Source organism: Winogradskyella sp. (assembly GCF_013213975.1).
Lineage (GTDB): Bacteria > Bacteroidota > Bacteroidia > Flavobacteriales > Flavobacteriaceae > Winogradskyella.
Genome location: NZ_JABSST010000041.1, coordinates 14,131 through 30,735 on the forward strand (window position 1 = coordinate 14,131; position 16,605 = coordinate 30,735).

The window sequence follows — 16,605 nt, forward strand, 5'->3', positions numbered from 1 at the left end:
ATGTATAGCAAACTAAAAGCACTTGCTAAACAAATTCTACCAAAACCCTTTTTAGAAAAGAACGAGTTCTTTTTAAGAAAAGTTATAAGCTTAAAATACCGAGGAACACAACATCAATGCAATATTTGTAGCATAAAACTAAAACGTTTTGTTGATCTTGATGGAAAAGATTTATTATGTCCTAACTGCGGAAGTCGCAGCAGAACAAGAAGACTTTACAAACAACTCACAAAACATAATGTACTTAACGGCAACGTTTTACACTTCTCACCTCCAAAGATATTATATAAACAATTTAAACAACTGAAAATGAACTATTATAGTTCAGATTACGAGAATGAATTTACCGCTGATTACAATTTTAATATCACTTCCATCCCTAAAAACGAGAACTTTTTTAATACTATCATTTGCTATCATATTTTAGAGCATATTGAAAATGATAAAGAGGCCATGTCCGAATTGTACCGTGTTTTACAACCAGGTGGCACATGCTTCATCCAGACACCTTTTACTGACGGTGAAACTAAAGAAGACCCTTCTATTACTTCGCCAAAAGACCGTAAAAAGCACTTTGGCCAAGAAGACCATGTAAGAATATATGCATTACCTGAATTAATTTCAAGATTGCGAGCCGCAGGTTTTAAAACCGAAATTAAAAGCTATACTAATGACATGTATAATGGCATGAATACCGAAACCATAATTTTGGCAAAAAAAATTAATCTTTAATTTTCTCTTTATAGATATGTGGATTTTTACGAATGCCCTTCCTAAATATTTTGCGGATTGCCATTCGTAATCCAGAATCAACATCTAGAATTAGATTCTTAAGCGTTTCGTTAGGTCTACCTCTAAACTTGGTAACGTGAAACTTATCTGTCTTTCTTAAAGCTCCAGGACTAAAATAGTAGGTAGATATACAACATCGTGCACTTTTTTCAGATTGGACTTTATTTACTGAATGCCAAGAATCTTGGTGTGTAGCCATAACAGCAAGCCTATTAAATTTACTTTCAATAACTAAAGGATCATTTTTAGGACCATGAGGCCAAATTTCTAAATGACCACCATTTTCTAGTTGCCAGTCTGGAGTAACGTAGTACAACAAATTAAGAACGCGCCAGCGTTCGCGCTTAGCATCGTGAGAATTATCTAAATGGGGATTCAAAAAATTATCATGCTCCATTAATGACAAACCACCAGCATATAATGACTCATCAGCTAACAACGTATCGATTCCAGTAATTTCACTAATGACCTCTACAACATCATTATGCTGAAACGCATAAAGAACATCTTCTAATAATTTGTTATGCTGATTCATTTGAGCAGTTACATACTTGTACTCTCTCATACTCTTTAATTGCTTCATTTCAGATTTCAGCGGAAATACTTTGAAGCAATTATTAGCCAATTCAACAGGTAAGATATCATCAATATAAAAAAAACCTATTCTGTCTTTCGATTCAGAATATTGTTGCTTTAATCTCGGCAATTCTTTGATTAACCTTTCACTAATCAGTTTCGCAATTTCCTTTGAATATTGGGCGTTCATTGATGATCTGTTATTATATGCAATTTAAGACTTTTAATTCTTATTTTCGCTTATATGATTTCGATACTCATACCTGTTTATAATTATAATATTGAACCATTAATAAAGGTACTTTCTGATCAAGTTTCAGGTACGAACGCAGACTACGAAATCATAGTTATTGATGATGCTTCTACATCAATCAAATATCAAAAACAAGATCTTTTAAATTACAAAAATCTCAGTCTAATTCAATTAGATAAAAATATTGGTCGCAGTGCCATCAGAAATCTATTGGCCTCCAAGGCTAATTATGAAAATTGTCTATTCATTGATGCAGGAAACCTACCTCAGTCAAAATCTTTTATCAATAATTATTTAGACAACTTAGATAATGAGGTGGTCATAGGTGGTATGGTTGAAGCTGATCGAAAGCCAAAAAAACCGTACCGATTACGATGGCTTTTTACAAAACAGAGAGAACGTTATTCTAATGATAAGGTCTATACTTCAGCCAATTTTATGATTAAAAAAGAAATCGTAAATAAATATCCGTTTGATGAATCCGTACTGCAGTATGGTTACGAAGACTTATTCTTTTTCAATACATTAAAAGCTAATTCTATTAATTTAGATTTTATTGACAACCCTGTAGTGCATGATTGCGAGGAAGATGCTTACCTATTTATGCGAAAAATAGAACAAGGATTAGAGAATTTGGCAGAATTTTCTGTCAAAAATTATGAACTTGTCAAGGAGAATAACATTGTAAAACTTTATCAACGCATTCATCGTTACAGATTAGATTCTCTTATGACAAGTGTTTTTAAACTAACCAGAGCAAGTATTTTGAAAAACCTAAATTCTGCTTATCCCTCAATGCTGTTATTTGATTTCTACAGGTTGGGCTATTTTTGTACCATGAAGCACAAACTGTAATGCCTATTTTTTCCGTTGTCATATCCGTTTATAACAAAGCTGAATACATTAAGAACACGCTTAACAGTGTTATCAACCAGTCATTTAATGATTTTGAAGTCATAGTAGTTAATGATGGTTCTTCAGATAATAGTTTAGAGATTATAAATTCTATTAATGATGAACGTATTTCTGTTATTACAACCGAAAATCTTGGGGCTTCAATGGCCAGAAACAAAGGTATCGAAGCAAGTAAAAGTGACTTTATTGCACTATTAGACGGCGATGACTATTGGGACAAGAATTATTTAAAGACTATTTATGAAGCTATATCAAATTTTCCCAATCAAAATATTTTTAGTGTTGCCATAGCTCAGAAATATAAAAACAAAATTGTTCCTGTGAACTATAGTTTCAAACAAATAGAAACGTTCGGAATACATAATTTCTTTAAATCCAGTAAAAAGTACAGCCTACTTTCGAGTTCTAGTGTAGTTTTTCATAAAGATATTATTAAAAAAACAGGGAAGTTTGATCCCAGTATTGTGTCTGGCCAGGATACAGATCTTTGGATTCGTTTTGGACTACATTTTGACATTGTTTTCATCAACAAACAACTTGTCACCTATACGTACAATACCAACAGTCTATCAAATACAACTTTTAATTTAAGTCAAAAACCAAAATTTGACAACTACCGTACTTACGAAAAAAACAATCATCTACTAAAGGCCTACCTAGATAAGAATAGGTATTCAATGGCGATTCTAAGCAAATTTCAAAATGATATTAAGAGTTTTGAGTTTTACATCAATAACATTGATTTTTACAATTTAAACACCAAACAAAAACTACTTCTTAAAAGTCCATTATGGTGTCTTAAGTTACTTCAAAAAGTAAAATCAATAAAAGGAGAAAAGATATACTATCGTGAAGATTGATTTTTAAAATCCTCGTAAGCTCTAATATATTCATTCTCATTATACTCTGTAGAAGCCAAAACTAAGCAGACAGCTCCGGAAGAAAAATTATCAATTTCTCTCCATATATTAGTTGGAACAAATAAGCCTTGGGTGGGTTTATTAAGCATAACTCTCTTTTGAGATTCACCGTCATCTACGATAACCTCGAAACTTCCACTTAAGGCAATTATAACGGATTGTTGTTCTAAATGCGCATGACCACCTCTATAACTATCGCTAGGGACGTCGTACAAATAGTAAACCCTTTTAATATTAAAGGGAATTACGTCTTTTTCAATTACTGCAAGAGATCCCCTTTCATCATGAACCTTTGGAATCTCTATTAGGCTAGTATCTTTGAGCGTTGGCATTATTTTAATTTAATATCGATTTCCATTGCGAACCTATCTTCTCCATTGAAAATTTTTCAACACTGGAAGTAGCATTAGATTTACAATTCAAATATAATTTTTTATCCTCAATCATTCGATTAAGTGCATCTGCAAAAGCTAAGGGGTTATTATTCTCTACTAATAGACCATTTGTTTCATTTATTATTATTTCACTTGGTCCAGAATTACAATTCACAGATACTACAGGAACACCCAAATATAAGGATTCTACTAAGCTCATAGGAAATCCCTCATACTGACTAGTTAAAACTGTAAACAAGGCGTTACGCACCATTTGAAAGGGTTTCGCCATGTAATTAAAAAACAAAACGTGGTTATTTAAATTTAGCTGCTCTACTTTTTGTTGAAGGGTGTGTTTATCCTTACCATCGCCTAATAGAATCAACTTGATATTGGTTTCAGGCAACTTTGACATTTGATAAGCATCAATCAATAGAGTTAAGTTTTTAATACTATCCTCGATTCTGCCAAAAAATAAAATATAATCACCGTTGTTTTGGTTAGAATTCTTTAATGCATTAAAGCTATTTAATGCAATAGAATTATAAACAGTTTCAAGATTTTTAAAGCCATAATTTGCCCTTAACTTATCGGAAATCATATGCGACACACAAACAATTCTGTAAGAAGACCTATATAACCAACGTCCTAAGACCCTGTTTGAATGAACATAATTTCTGGTTTTAAAACTATGAACGCCATAAACGATTTTGATAGAACTATAAACTAATTTTGAAATTATTAATTCCTTGACAAAACCAATTCTCGTGCGGTTGTCAATAATATAGTCAAACTTATGTGTTCTTAGATATTTTTTAAAAACGAGTAATCGTTTCAATCGACCCCAACTAGAATCGTCTTTCGATTTCAAGAGTCCTAAATTTAAAAGCTTCCCTTTGTACGAATAATTAACCTTGTTAAGGACGGTAACAATATGTACTTCAAAACCCAATTCATCTAACATCTCTGAGAGCAAAGCTGAAGATCGTTCTGCACCACCACCACCAAGTGACGAAACCACAATGCAAACTTTTTTGATATTAGATTTAATCATTAAAAAGTATCTTTGAAACAAATGTAACGATATCTATGAAGATTTTACTTGTTGGCGAATATAGCAGACTTCATAACTCTTTAAAAGAAGGATTAGAAATGCTAGGACACAATGCCACTATCGTTGCACCCTATGACGGATTTAAAAAGTACGATGTCGATATTGTAATTAAAAAAAAGTATCAAAAAGGAATATCGAGACGTATAAAAAATATCATTTTCAAAATCTCAGGAATTGATCTGGTTTCTCTAAGTATTAAGCGACAAATCCTCAATCTTAAAACCCAATTAAGCAATTACGACCTAGTTCAATTTATTAATGAAGCCTCATTTGGATGTTTAGCTAAGACTGAAAGAGAAATTTTCGATCTTATAAGTAATTGGAATAAAAATAAGACCTTTTTACTCTCTTGTGGTACAGATTATATTAGTGTAAACTTTGCAAATGATGGGCTTATAAGACACTCATATTTAACACCATTTAAAAATGGAATGGATAAAAAGTCATTGAGTTCATATGGTCTTAAGTATCTCAAACCAGAATACAAGATTCTTCATGAACATATTTACAGTGCAATAACTGGTGTTATTGCATCCGACATTGATTATCAATTACCCCTTAAAGGGCATTCTAAATTTTTAGGTATGATTCCTAACCCTGTTAATACAGATTTACTTACATATAATACTCCTATCATTAAAGATAAAATTATCATCTTTCATGGAATTAATTCTGATAATTACTTCAAAAAAGGAAATGATATTTTTGAAGGTGCTTTAGGGATGATTCAAAAAAAGTATAGCGAAAAAATTGAGATAATTTCTGTAAGAAGTCTTCCCTACAATGAATATATTAATGCTTATAACAATTGTCATATACTTTTAGACCAAATTTATGCGTACGACCAAGGTTATAATGCCTTAGAAGCCATGGCTAAAGGAAAAGTGGTTTTTACTGGAGCGGAACGCGAATGGCTCGATTATTACAACCTAGATGAAGATTTGGTTGCCATTAATGCCCTACCTGACATAAATTACATCGCAAAAAAGCTAGAATGGCTAATTACTAATCCAGATAAAATCAAAACAATATCAGAGAATGCAAAACAATTTATTGAAGACCACCATAACTACATAAAAAGTGCACAAACTTATCTGAATACCTGGATTAAAAATCTTTAATCCCCATTTTTGGCTATATACTTAAAGTTAGCCTTAATCACAAAAACAACGACAATAAAATAGATGATGTATCTCACAAAATGTGCAATAACAACACCTTCTGTACTGTAATATTGAATAAAAATTTTAGCGAGAATAAAGAACAATACTAAGGATAAAATCTCAGTAACAACAAAGCTTTTCACCAAGCGCTTTGCAAGAAATTGATGCGCCAATACTAAAGCACCTAACCGAACAAAATCTCCCATAAGTTGCCATTTGAATAAAGGCTCCATACCAGTAAAATCAGGATATATAATCTCGATGAGTATATTTCTAAAAAGATATACTAATACCATTCCTAATCCGAATATTGGCAATATGGTTTTGTAGATATTGACAACTTCATTTTTAAACTCACTCTTACTATGAATATTTGCAAACTTCGGAATGACATAAAGTGTGAATAATCCAGTTGCGAATACCATATAGTTCTTTGAAATAAATGTCATTGCTGTCCAGTAACCCGCTTCATTTATATTAATGTCATCTGTAATGGTTGTTCTAATATTTATTTCAATATAACTCAATAAAAATGAAGATACGAATGACATGATTGTATAAGCTAACAGTTTACTCCTAAAGCTCAGATTTAAACCTATTGCCTTTAATTTCAAATGTTTCTTTAAAACTTTTCCAAACACAAGTACTAAAACGACCAACTGAATCACCGGTGCTAAGGCAATTGCTACTATCACGCCATCAAGTTCTTGAGTATATAGCCCAATCAATAAAGCGACTGTTCCTAGCAAATAACTAATTAAATCAATCTTAGCATAGCGTTTATAATCTGACAATCCGTTTAGGATACCATTTGCCGCTCTATTAACTGCAATAAAAGGCATAATCACAGCTAAAAATTGAAATACATAAATATACGCTTGCGAGTCAAAGAGGTAATTTGAAAAGTAATTGGCTCCGAAAAATAGAATCAGAGAGGATGCTACCGAGCCTACAATTAAAAAAACAAAAGCTGTTGAAAAAAACTGTGCTAAAACTGCCTGACGCTCCTTAAACTCTGAAACGTACTTGACTACTCCATTAAATATCCCAAGTGTAGAGGTACTTGTGAGCATAACCATAAGGTTACGCACTTGACCAATATTAGCAATACCTGCTTCACCAATCATAATTGCCAAAACCCGTTGAATAAAAACCGAAACAATAAGCCTTATGGATATTACAATAGCGTTAAGCGAAGTAATCTTAAGCACAATATTATCCTTGATGAATTTAGGAAGCTTCAAATCACTATCATTTAAAAATCTTCGTTGCCATTATCATTCAAAATACCAAAAAGTGAACTGCCAAAAATTAAGATCACAATAGCAAAGTGCATTAAATAACTTAAACAATACCCCATAACTGCCCCTTTTAATCCATAAAAATCAATTAAATATATACTTGAAACATACATAATAACAACTAAGAATACCTCGATAATGATAAAATGTGCAAACATCTTTTTTGCTAAAAACTTATAGGCAATTACCATAGACATTACGCGCATAAAATCACCTAGAATTTGATAACCGAACAAATCTTCTATAGGTCTAAACTCTTCTGTAAATAGCAGGGTTACCAACAAACTTCTGCTCAAATAAATAACCCCTAAAATTGCAGCGAATAGAGGCAAAATCGTCTTGTAAAAACTAAAGACCTCTTTTCTAAATTCTTTACGGGAATCTATTTCAGTAAATCGAGGTAAGATATAAAGGGCCATTAAAGAATTTATAAACATAAGATAATAATCAGACACACGTGTAACAGCTGTCCAATACCCTGCTTCCTTAATTCCAATTTCTGAAACAATATAATTTCTAATAATAATACAAACTATTGGCAGAGCAATTGACGAAACTAATGCCATGACCATAAATGGGCTTAATTTACGTAATATGGAAAATCGTATATCAGAAATATTGATGTAAGACATTAAATTTTTACGAAAAGCAATACCAACAAGGGTTATAAGCAAATTTAAAGCTGGAGTAATAACAACAGCAATTAAGGCACCATCAATTTTATCTTGCCAGATAAGTAACAGCGTCACAGAAAGTCCCAGTATTTGACCTATGATATTTATTATTAAAAGAATCTTGTACTTTGAAAAGCCATTCATAATTGAAAACACAAACATGTTTAAAGCATAGAATGGCAGGACAATGGCTAAAGTCTCAATGACGTAAGAATAATTATTATTAAGAAAGATAAAGTCATTAATAAATTCAGCATTATAATAACATAGAAAGGCTAAGACTATTGATATAAAAAATCCGAGATAAAAAACTGTGGAAAGAACTCCGCTAAGCTTACTTGACTCATATTTGTATTGACTAATAAATTTTACAACGCCTTTGTATAATCCTGCAATGGAAATTGATTGTACTGCATTAAAAAAGTTTCTCAAATTGCCGATAAGAGCCATTCCTTCTGGACCCACAAAAATGGCTATAAACTTAGAAATGAGAATACCTGCCACAATCTTAATAGTTATGTTAGCTGTATTAAGACTTGCGGCTTTGATTAATACTTCGTTGTTGATATAGTGAAAAAACTTTTTCAATTAATAGGCATTTAAGATGTCAATAACAGATTGCACTTCTATTTCTGACATTATGGGACTTATTGGTAAACTCAACACTGCGTTATGTAAGTGGGTGGTTATTGGTAAATTAAGGTGGCTAAATTGCGACAAAGCACCTTGTTTGTGAGGAGGAATTGGATAATGAATTAGACTCTCTATGTTATGAGAATCGAGATACTCAATAAAAGCTCTCCTATCTTCAACTTGAACTACAAAAGCGTAGAAAACATGATTATTAGAATAATTATAAAAAGGCAATTTAATTTTCTCATTTTTTATACCCTTTATATAGGCCTTCGCAATTGTCCTTCTAGTTTCATTATCTGTATCGAGCACTTTTAACTTAATGCTTAGAAAACTCGCCTGGATGTCATCTAATCGACTATTGAAGCCTATAATATCATTTCTATATTTTTGACGACTACCATAATTACGCAACAATCTAACGCTAGCTTTTAGTGATTCATTATTTGTAGTTATTGCCCCACCATCGCCAAGCGCACCTAGATTTTTACTCGGATAAAAACTAAAGGCAGCCGCATCTGACAAACTACCTGCCTTACCCAAATCACAAACTGCTCCATGTGCTTGCGCCGCATCTTCAATCAGAAGTAAATTATATTCTTTTGCTAAGCGTTGTAGACCACCCACGTCGGCAAGTTGTCCATACAGGTGCACCATAATTATGGCTTTAACATCATTATTAAAAGCCAAAGAGGCTTCCATAGTGGATAAATTAAAGGTATCTGCATGTGGTTCTACAAAAACTGGTTGTAACTCCGCATGAAGAATGGATAAAATAGTTGCAATAAAAGTATTTGCAGGAACTATAACCTTATCACCTTTCTTAAGTCGACCAAGATGAATATACCCTTTCAAAATCAAGGTTAACGCGTCCATTCCATTAGCAGTACCAACACAATATTTTGTACCACAATATTGAGCAAACTCAGACTCAAATTTTAAGACATTATGACCAAGTATAAATTGAGAACTATCTAAGGACAACCTAAAAGCAGCCTCAAAATCATCACGAAATCTATTATTTATTCTATGTAAATCTAAAAACTTAATCATTTCACTACATCTTCTAACTTGCTATAATTAATTGTCTCAATACTATAGAAGTTTTGAGTAATTGATCTTGCACCAAAGCCTTCTTTCCAAAACTGTAAGCCCTTATTAATAAACTGCCCTTGGTCTGTATTAGACGTTCCAAAACTAAAAAAGGATTTATGAGCAAAGACTTCCTCAAGTAAGTGAACGTGCAAAAAGTCCAAACTACCTAATTCACTTCTATTGTCTGTTCCAGAAATATATTGGCAGTGCACAACTTGTTCATTTTCAAAAACAGTTACTCCTGCAACTATTCCGTTCAAATGATATGCGTTAAATTGTCTTATATTATATGGGAATTTAGATTTTAGTAACTTAATTTCATCTAAGCTATGTAAGGGCTTAACACCATGTTTAGACTTTAAATTTGGAATTAAAATCGAATTCCAAAAGAGCTCAAAACTATCAACCTCCTTAACGCTTAGTTCATGTTTTTGTCCTCGTTTTAATCCTTCTTTTCGACTGCTTGAAAATTTTTTAAAATTCTTATCAATAACAGAAAGCATATCTGTTCTTTGAAGCTTAGCTCTGAGCTTGAAACAGATATAGGCCAAAGGATTATTAGTAGAATTTTTATGATACACAAAAGGTAGTTCCTTCAAATAAAGTTGATCTACCTGGTTCTCGTTTAAAAACTCTAAGATAGATTTAAATATTTCTATATATCTTAAAGTTTTTAAATCATCATTATAAATTAAACCTCCATAGCTTAAACCTTGATGTGAATAAAGAACATTATCAACTTTATTGGCAGGTAATAAAGCAACAAGCCTTTCATTAGCATAAATCATTAATGAAAAATCATTAAACCTATCGCTATGATAATCCATAAAATCTCTGAAAAACAAAAATGTGTCTTGGTTGCTTTTTAAAACAAATGCATCCCAAACTCCCTTATCAGAGGACCTGTATGGTGAAACCCTATAATGTTGCATATTTCAAAAATAGGTTTAATTATTTATTTAGTTATTGCAGGTTTCATTTTTTAATTAAAGAGCCATATTATTCTATATTAGCAAAAACTGAAATACAAATTGTCATTATCCAAGATTTTTGCAGACCCGTTTAGGATTTTATTTTATCTAATCCTTTGTTTTTATGTAGTGTTTTATGGTCCATATGGTTTAGAAGATGGCGATATGGGATCAATTTTTGGGATTTCTTGGAGCATGTATAATGGGTATTTTCCACATCGTGATTTTGTTTATATAAAACCTGCCTTTTCTCCATTTTTCCACTCGTTACCGCTATATATCAGTGAAGACTATGGATACTTAATTAATCGCTACTTTTATTTTATTCAGGTATTTAGTTATTCTTACCTAGCAAGTAGAATAGCTTTTAAAGTTCTTAAACTGTCAAGTAAAAATCTGTATTTCATTGCCATTTTAGGAGCTTTAGTCTCTATTCACAACTACCCGCCTATGCCTTGGAATACCATTGATGGCATCTTTTTTAGTGTTCTAGGATTATACTTTCTGGTAAGTTTTTCAAAGAAGAGTTGGTCTTTAATACTTAGTGCGCTCTTCCTTTTTCTAGGCATCTTATGTAAACAATCTTTTTTCTTCTTTCCATTAGTTATTGGCTTGTTTATAATATTGAGAAAAGATTGGAAAACTATTGGTGTTTTGGGCATTTGCGGCATTAGTTTGGTCGCCTTATTTTTATTACTTTTTTGGCGGCAAAATGCTTTAGATCCCTTTATTGAACAGTTATTCAGTTTTACCACAGGAACCAGTTTTATCGATACAGCCCTAAAGTCTTATTATCTAGCCATAAAAGGCAATATCATCTCTATTGTTATTTCCATTGGAATTCTTTGGTTATTGAACAAATACAGCTCTAAAAATGTTAAATTCTTTGCCTTACACCTAATTGTTGTAGCCATTTTCCTCTGGCTATACTGGACCAACCAAAGCCTGTATACTCATGCTAAATATGGTATTATTCATCTGTTATGGTTAAGCGGAATGTCATATAGCTTATTCAAATCCTTTTACAATCGTAAATATGATATATTGGTAATTATGTTTGCACTTGGGTGGTGTGCATCAATAAGTAATGGCTATAACACACCAATCGATTTTTCCACGCCGTCAATACTGTTTCTGGCTTTATTAAGTTTTAAGGATTTTCAAAGAATCCAAAAATGGTTGGGTATTTTAATAATTGGGTTATACTTAGGTACTTTCTACTATGGCTATCAATTTCCTTATCGCGAAAAGCCTAGAAAAGAACTAACGCATCATGTGGGAGATATTTTTCCACGACTAAATTCAGTATATACGCATGTATCTAGATATGAGAAATATCGGAATCTGAAAGAGCTGTCCGAAAGATATTCCAACTATACAATTTTACCATCAATGACCTTGGGACATTATATTACCAATACGGTGAATCCTATTGGTGTGGATTGGGTTTTTAATCATCATTTAGCAAATGAACTTCAAAACTACAAACAAAAATTAAAGACTAAAAATGTTACGGTCTTTATTGAAAACTTTGAGAATCATCAAGATAATTATGAAGAAAGCTCACAACTAACAATGCATGTTGTTAAGCACTGGAATCTCATTGAAAAAACTGAATACTTTAGAGTATTTCAAAAACCATAATTAAAAAAATAATAGCTTTGTAATAGTAGCACGTCCTATGAGTAAACAAAATGAGTTCCTTTCTTTAGTCATTCCGCTTTATAACGAAGCAGAAAATATTTCTCCGTTACTAGAACACATTGATAAGGCACTTTCTTCGTTCGACTTTGAAATTATTTTAGTTGACGATTTCTCTACAGACAAGACAGTTCATATTATTAAAAGTCACAACCACGAAAAGGTTAAACTTATTGAGTTGCGAAAAAATTACGGGCAAAGTTCTGCCCTAGCTGCTGGCTTAGACCATGCGAATGGTGACTATATTATAACCTTAGATGGCGATTTGCAGAATAATCCTAAGGATATACCTACAATGCTTAACAAATTAAAAGAGGAAGATTGGGATGTAGTAGTGGGTATTCGCACTAAAAGAAAGGATAGTTTCTTAAAAAAACTACCATCTAAAATTGCTAATTTTTTAATCCGAAAGGCAACAAAATTGAACATTAAAGATCACGGTTGTGCTCTTAAAGTATTTAAGAAAGACATTGCCAAAGAGCTTAATCTATATGGAGAAATGCATCGTTTTATAGGATTACTCGCCTATTTAAATGGCGCTCGTGTAAGTGAAATTGAAGTTAGCCATCAACATAGAATTCATGGAAAATCTAAATACGGATTGGGAAGAACATTTAAAGTTGTTAATGATATACTTCTAATTTTGTTTCAGCGCAATTATCTGCAAAAACCATTATACTTACTGGGTAATCTTGGAATATTTTTCTTTTTAGTCGGTACGATTATCAATATCTATTTACTTATAGAAAAATTCTTAGGGAACGATATCGGAGACCGACCATTGCTCATCTTGGGTGTTCTGTTACTGCTTGTAGGAGTCCAACTTTTTACAACGGGTATAGCAATCGATCTTCAGATGAGGACTTATTACGAAACCCAAAACACGCGTCCCTATAAAATCAGAACAATAACTGAATTTGATAAGTAAAAAACATTTAGTGTCAGTGTCTGCTTTTTGTTAAATAAAATAAATTCACACTAAAAATGGCCAAATTAGCAATGATTATTGGTAAACCTATTCTTAACGTTGGCATTAAAAACCCGTAGATAATAAAAAGTATGCAGCCAGTCATATTTACCAGTCGAAGCTTCTTAACATCTTTCATGGTAAAGGAAATTAGCACCATTAACGACGCTAGATAGCCGATATATTCTGTACCAGTTATTCCAAAAAGTTCCATTTACTTAAAGGTTCTTTGCACGCTTTCTATCAACTTCCTTTAGTAGAATTTTACGCAAGCGTAAGTGATTTGGTGTTACCTCAACATATTCATCTTTTTGAATATATTCTAATGCCTCTTCCAATGAAAACTTAATAGCAGGTACAATTTTTGCCTTATCATCAGCACCTGCAGATCGTACATTACTCAACTTCTTTGTTTTAGTGACATTAACAACCATGTCATCACCACGAGAATTCTCGCCAATGACTTGTCCTTCATAAATATCCTCTCCTGGGTCAATAAAGAATTTACCGCGCTCTTGCAACTTATCAATAGAATAAGGGATGGCAGTGCCGTTTTCCATAGACACTAAAGATCCATTTTGACGTTCTGGAATGCCACCTTTTAAAGGCTGATATTCTTTAAATCTGTGTGCCATAATGGCTTCTCCTGCAGTGGCTGTTAATAACTGATTTCTTAATCCAATTATTCCTCGTGAGGGCACTATAAATTCACAAACCATACGATCGCCTTTGGCTTCCATACTTAACATTTCACCTTTACGCATGGTAACCATTTCAATAGCTTTTCCAGACACATGTTCTGGTAAATCAATGGTCATTTCTTCAAATGGCTCACACTGTGCTCCATCAATGTCTTTTATAATTACTTGAGGTTGCCCTATTTGTAATTCATAGCCTTCTCTGCGCATAGTTTCAATAAGAACAGATAAGTGTAATACACCTCTACCAAAGACCATAAACTTATCTGCACTATCCGTATCTTCAACTCTTAAGGCCAAATTCTTTTCTAGCTCTTTAGTAAGACGTTCTTTGATATGGCGTGAGGTAACATACTTGCCATCTTTACCAAAAAATGGAGAATCATTTATGGTAAAAAGCATGCTCATCGTTGGTTCATCTATTGCGATAGTTTTTAAACCCTCTGGATTTTCTATATCTGCAACAGTATCACCTATTTCAAAACCCTCTAAACCAACAATTGCACAAATATCACCAACCCGAACTTCCTCAACCTTTTTACGACCTAAGCCTTCAAACGTATGAAGTTCTTTAATTTTACTTTTAACTATAGCACCATCACGTTTAACTAAAGATATCTGTTGATTTGCTTTTAAGGTTCCACGTGTTAATCGTCCTATTGCAATTCTTCCAGTAAAGGAAGAGAAATCTAAAGAGGTAATTAACATTTGCGTGGTCCCTTCCTCAATTTTTGGTTCCGGAATATGTTCAATTACCATATCCAACAACGGTTCTATATTGTCCGTTGGATTTTGCCAATCTTCACTCATCCAATTTTGTTTGGCTGAACCATAAACGGTTGGAAAATCTAACTGCCACTCCTCTGCACCAAGTTCAAACATAAGATCAAAGACTTTCTCATGTACCTCGTCTGGAGTACAATTTTCCTTATCAACTTTATTTATAACAACGCAAGGCTTTAAACCTAAATCTATTGCCTTTTGAAGTACAAATCGTGTTTGTGGCATAGGACCTTCAAAAGCATCAACCAATAGTAAAACACCATCAGCCATATTTAAAACACGTTCTACTTCACCACCAAAATCGGCGTGACCAGGAGTGTCAATTATATTAATTTTAGTGTCTTTATATACCACAGAAACATTTTTAGACGTAATTGTAATACCACGTTCACGTTCCAAATCGTTATTATCTAAAATAAGATCTCCTGTATTCTCATTATCACGGAATAACTGACAGTGATACATAATTTTGTCGACTAGTGTTGTCTTTCCGTGGTCTACGTGCGCAATAATTGCTATATTTTTAATCTTCGTCATAATGGAAGCTGATTTTAAGCGCGCAAAGGTACACCTAAATAAACGCAATTCGTTAATTTATTGTTATATTTTATCAATCGCTTAATTTCAGATCTTAATTTTACGTTTAAGCAATGGGTAATTGTATAAGCCTTTTCTAATCAGCTGCTAATTGGGCTTCTTACCTCTGAACCCTAAAATTCGTACTCATGAAAACAGTTATCAAATTCACAAACCTTGTCCCTTATCTCTATTTTTTATCGGTAATTGCTTATTGGTTTACCGCAGTTAATAGAAGGGATGGTATGTCTGCATATCCCATTTTGTTATTTGGAATTCCGTTTTTATGGCAAATAATTCGACCAAGTAGAAAGTTGAACTTCTCTTTAGGAATAGTCTTTGTTTGTCTATCTTCCTATTTGATCATGGCTTACATATCAAATGCCTTAAGCATTCTTAATTGGTCAGAATCTGCTCAGCAATTATTGTTTTACAGTGGCGTATTGGTTATTGGTAACTTTATCATGTCCCTGTGGATAATCCGAAATAGTATCAAAAAGGTTTTTTAAAATGTTATCTTTACGACTTAATATTTAAGTCTTAAGAAGTGGTTGCTATTCCTAAGTTAAAACATACAGATTCAAATAATTTCTTTTTGCTTTGTGGCCCATGCGCTATTGAGGGAGAAGACATGGCTTTACGCATTGCCGAAAAAGTGGTATCTATCACTGATAAATTACAAATACCTTATGTGTTTAAAGGCAGTTTTAAAAAAGCCAATCGTAGTAGAATAGATAGCTTTACAGGAATTGGTGATGAAAAGGCCCTAGAGATATTACATAAAGTTTCTGAGACTTTTGATGTACCAACAATTACTGATATTCATGAAGTATCAGATGCTGCTTTGGCAGCACAATATGTAGATGTCCTTCAAATTCCAGCATTCTTAGTAAGACAGACAGATTTAGTTGTTGCTGCGGCTAAAACAGGTAAGGTTGTAAATCTAAAAAAAGGACAATTTATGAGTCCAGAAAGCATGAAATATGCCGTACAAAAAGTTAAGGATGCAGGCAATGAAAACGCATGGATTACTGATCGCGGCACTATGTTTGGTTACCAAGATATGGTTGTAGATTTTAGAGGAATCCCTACCATGAGA

16 protein-coding genes are annotated in these 16,605 nt (G+C 32.8%); 8 read left to right on the forward strand and 8 right to left on the reverse strand.

Annotated elements, in window-relative coordinates; genetic code table 11:
- A complete protein-coding gene (locus HRU49_RS07950) occupies nt 1-732 on the forward strand; it encodes a methyltransferase domain-containing protein (protein WP_296355918.1) in 732 nt (243 codons plus the stop codon).
- Here the strand turns inward: HRU49_RS07950 and HRU49_RS07955 are convergent.
- Nucleotides 722-1,558 carry a 2OG-Fe(II) oxygenase gene (locus HRU49_RS07955; protein WP_296355920.1) on the reverse strand — a complete coding sequence of 279 codons (837 nt, stop codon included), beginning with the start codon at nt 1,556-1,558 and terminating at the stop codon, nt 722-724. The genes HRU49_RS07950 and HRU49_RS07955 overlap by 11 nt on opposite strands.
- Before the next feature lie 54 nt (nt 1,559-1,612).
- Between HRU49_RS07955 and HRU49_RS07960 the strand changes: the two genes are divergently transcribed.
- Nucleotides 1,613-2,476, forward strand: a complete 864-nt coding sequence (locus HRU49_RS07960) for a glycosyltransferase family A protein (protein ID WP_296355922.1) — start codon at nt 1,613-1,615, stop codon at nt 2,474-2,476.
- Nucleotides 2,476-3,396: a glycosyltransferase family 2 protein gene (locus tag HRU49_RS07965; RefSeq protein WP_296355925.1), complete on the forward strand. Its 921-nt coding sequence runs from the start codon at nt 2,476-2,478 to the stop codon at nt 3,394-3,396. Before HRU49_RS07960 ends, HRU49_RS07965 begins: the two co-directional genes overlap by 1 nt.
- Here HRU49_RS07965 and HRU49_RS07970 read toward each other — a convergent pair.
- Together HRU49_RS07970 and HRU49_RS07975 are read right to left on the reverse strand one after the other, a co-directional pair.
- The gene (locus tag HRU49_RS07970; RefSeq protein WP_296355927.1) at nt 3,381-3,788 is read right to left on the reverse strand and encodes an FdtA/QdtA family cupin domain-containing protein; all 408 of its coding nucleotides are present in this window, start codon (nt 3,786-3,788) and stop codon (nt 3,381-3,383) included. The two genes, HRU49_RS07965 and HRU49_RS07970, sit on opposite strands and share 16 nt — an antisense overlap.
- Before the next feature lie 4 nt (nt 3,789-3,792).
- The gene (locus HRU49_RS07975) at nt 3,793-4,884 is read right to left on the reverse strand and encodes a glycosyltransferase (RefSeq protein WP_296355929.1); all 1,092 of its coding nucleotides are present in this window, start codon (nt 4,882-4,884) and stop codon (nt 3,793-3,795) included.
- Nucleotides 4,885-4,919: 35 nt separating this feature from the next.
- Between HRU49_RS07975 and HRU49_RS07980 the strand changes: the two genes are divergently transcribed.
- Nucleotides 4,920-6,065, forward strand: coding sequence for a glycosyltransferase (locus HRU49_RS07980; protein WP_296355931.1), 1,146 nt, complete (start codon nt 4,920-4,922; stop codon nt 6,063-6,065).
- On the opposite strand, the gene HRU49_RS07985 is transcribed toward HRU49_RS07980, so the two are convergent.
- The 4 genes from HRU49_RS07985 to HRU49_RS08000 are packed head-to-tail and all read right to left on the reverse strand — an operon-like array spanning nt 6,062 to nt 10,742.
- Nucleotides 6,062-7,351 (reverse strand): O-antigen translocase, encoded by a 1,290-nt coding sequence (locus tag HRU49_RS07985; RefSeq protein WP_296355933.1) that lies wholly within the window; start codon nt 7,349-7,351, stop codon nt 6,062-6,064. The genes HRU49_RS07980 and HRU49_RS07985 overlap by 4 nt on opposite strands.
- Nucleotides 7,352-7,362: 11 nt before the next feature.
- Entirely contained in the window at nt 7,363-8,670 is a 1,308-nt protein-coding gene (locus tag HRU49_RS07990) for an O-antigen translocase (RefSeq protein WP_296355935.1), read from the reverse strand.
- On the reverse strand, nt 8,671-9,768 hold the full coding sequence (locus tag HRU49_RS07995; RefSeq protein WP_296355937.1) for a DegT/DnrJ/EryC1/StrS family aminotransferase: 1,098 nt from the start codon (nt 9,766-9,768) through the stop codon (nt 8,671-8,673).
- A complete protein-coding gene (locus HRU49_RS08000) occupies nt 9,765-10,742 on the reverse strand; it encodes a GNAT family N-acetyltransferase (protein ID WP_296355939.1) in 978 nt (325 codons plus the stop codon). Before HRU49_RS08000 ends, HRU49_RS07995 begins: the two co-directional genes overlap by 4 nt.
- A gap of 99 nt (nt 10,743-10,841) precedes the next feature.
- Here HRU49_RS08000 and HRU49_RS08005 point away from each other — a divergent pair, with 99 nt between their 5' ends.
- On the forward strand, nt 10,842-12,425 hold the full coding sequence (locus HRU49_RS08005; RefSeq protein WP_296355941.1) for a glycosyltransferase family 87 protein: 1,584 nt from the start codon (nt 10,842-10,844) through the stop codon (nt 12,423-12,425).
- Between the two features lie 37 nt (nt 12,426-12,462).
- Nucleotides 12,463-13,410, forward strand: a complete 948-nt coding sequence (locus HRU49_RS08010; protein WP_296355943.1) for a glycosyltransferase family 2 protein — start codon at nt 12,463-12,465, stop codon at nt 13,408-13,410.
- 257 nt (nt 13,411-13,667) lie between these two features.
- On the opposite strand, the gene typA is transcribed toward HRU49_RS08010, so the two are convergent.
- The gene (gene typA / locus HRU49_RS08020) at nt 13,668-15,467 is read right to left on the reverse strand and encodes a translational GTPase TypA (protein ID WP_296355948.1); all 1,800 of its coding nucleotides are present in this window, start codon (nt 15,465-15,467) and stop codon (nt 13,668-13,670) included.
- A 188-nt stretch (nt 15,468-15,655) separates the two neighbouring features.
- Here typA and HRU49_RS08025 point away from each other — a divergent pair, with 188 nt between their 5' ends.
- Both HRU49_RS08025 and kdsA read left to right on the forward strand, forming a co-directional pair.
- Nucleotides 15,656-16,015 (forward strand): hypothetical protein, encoded by a 360-nt coding sequence (locus HRU49_RS08025; RefSeq protein ID WP_296355950.1) that lies wholly within the window; start codon nt 15,656-15,658, stop codon nt 16,013-16,015.
- Between the two features lie 47 nt (nt 16,016-16,062).
- The coding region (gene kdsA, locus HRU49_RS08030) for a 3-deoxy-8-phosphooctulonate synthase (RefSeq protein ID WP_296355952.1) at nt 16,063-16,605 on the forward strand (543 nt) is incomplete at its 3' end.